Annotated in this window: 1 protein-coding gene; it reads left to right on the top strand. The window is 31.7% G+C overall.

Annotation, left to right across the window (positions count from 1 at the left end; genetic code table 11):
* Positions 1–14: 14 nt before the first annotated feature.
* The coding region (locus ACSBRB_RS10615; protein WP_435032726.1) for a DEAD/DEAH box helicase family protein at positions 15–577 on the top strand (563 nt) is incomplete at its 3' end.

Genomic DNA, 577 nt, shown 5'->3' with positions numbered 1-577 from the left:
GGGGGAATCGACTTATGAAAATTCAATATAAAGACCAACAATTTCAAATTGATGCAGTTAATGCTGTCACATCTGTCTTTGAAGGACAACCCAAACAAACAAGCTCATCTTATGTAATGGACATAGGTAATGAAAAAAATGTGACATTAGATATTTTAAATGGATTCAAAAATTTCCCCATATCTTTGTCTAACAACCAAATATTGGACAATATACAAGCTGTACAAAAAGATAATGGGTTAATAAAAGATAGTAAACTAATTACAATGTCTATCGGTGGAAAAGATAAGAATAATGAAGTAGATAATTCTTGCGAAAAGTTAACGCTCTCACTTGAAATGAAAACTGGAACTGAAAAAACATATACTTATATCAAAACAATATTTGAATTAAATAAACAGTATGGTTGGTCAAAATTCATTATTGTCGTGCCAAGTATTGCTATTCGTGAAGGTGTTTTGAAAACTTTTGAGTCTACTTCGGAGCATTTTAAAAGAGAGTATGGAGTTTCAGTTCGCCCATTTATATACAACTCTAAACGCTTAGATACAATTGATGCCTTTGCTAGCGATGCAGG

This window comes from Staphylococcus auricularis, from assembly GCF_051172115.1.
Lineage (GTDB): Bacteria > Bacillota > Bacilli > Staphylococcales > Staphylococcaceae > Staphylococcus > Staphylococcus auricularis_A.
The sequence above is the reverse complement of the archived record's forward strand: the minus strand, read 5'-3'. Positions and strand labels throughout refer to the sequence as shown.